Below are 323 nucleotides of genomic sequence, written 5' to 3'. Positions count from 1 at the left end.
TAAATGCGAACTATTTGATCGATTATTTATGGTTGTAACAACTTCTCCATGGGGTTCAATTATATGCTCACGACCATTTTTCCCTCTAACAACATACCTGCCATCAGATTGTATAAAAATATCAGATTGTCTAGCTCTTTGTAAGTCGTTTTGAGCAACACCAACATTTCGACCTTGTAACTTTCTTATTGATGCATGAGAGCTTGTTATCAACCCTCCTGAAGATGAATTATTTTGGGTATTGCTGTTATTTCTAGATGAACCACCACTCATCTGAACCCTACCACTAGCTCTAGGCTTTCCTAAATTTACAACACCATTTA

At 36.5% G+C, this 323-nt stretch carries 1 protein-coding gene; it reads right to left on the bottom strand.

Going from position 1 to position 323, the window contains the following annotated elements:
• Positions 1 to 273: hypothetical protein (locus tag HMPREF2573_RS09175; RefSeq protein ID WP_210383686.1), on the bottom strand; the 273-nt coding region annotated here is incomplete at its 3' end.
• Positions 274 to 323: the final 50 nt, after the last annotated feature.

The sequence above is a fragment of the Moraxella sp. HMSC061H09 genome, from assembly GCF_001809255.1.
Classification (GTDB): Bacteria; Pseudomonadota; Gammaproteobacteria; order Pseudomonadales; family Moraxellaceae; genus Moraxella; species Moraxella catarrhalis.
The sequence above is the reverse complement of the archived record's forward strand: the minus strand, read 5'-3'. Positions and strand labels throughout refer to the sequence as shown.